Source organism: Bradyrhizobium cosmicum (assembly GCF_032290525.1).
GTDB classification, from domain to species: domain Bacteria; phylum Pseudomonadota; class Alphaproteobacteria; order Rhizobiales; family Xanthobacteraceae; genus Bradyrhizobium; species Bradyrhizobium cosmicum_A.
In genome coordinates this window covers 1-234 of the sequence record NZ_JASXTA010000616.1, presented here as the reverse complement: position 1 = coordinate 234, position 234 = coordinate 1, and the positions used below count along the sequence as shown (strand labels likewise).

Here is a 234-nt window from a genome sequence, read left to right as displayed (position 1 = left end):
GCCTTGCCGCGCGGCTGATCGTGGCGGGCTTCGCGGCGGGCGCGCTCGCGCCGCGGGGGCAGTTCTGGAAGGGCGCGGCGCTGGGGGGACTGACGGCGGTCGCGGCCTCCTATCCCGGCTGGCGCGCGCGCATGGCCGCGATGGAGAATCACGGCCAGACGCCCACCGGGCTGGTCGAGGATGCCCTGGTCGTGGGCAGCGCCGTCGCCATCCTGGCGGCCATGCGGCCCGACC

Annotated in this window: 1 protein-coding gene; it reads left to right on the top strand. The window is 77.4% G+C overall.

Annotation, left to right across the window (positions count from 1 at the left end; translation table 11 throughout):
- Nucleotides 1–234: hypothetical protein (locus QSV46_RS41130; protein WP_409997314.1), on the top strand; the 234-nt coding region annotated here is incomplete at both ends.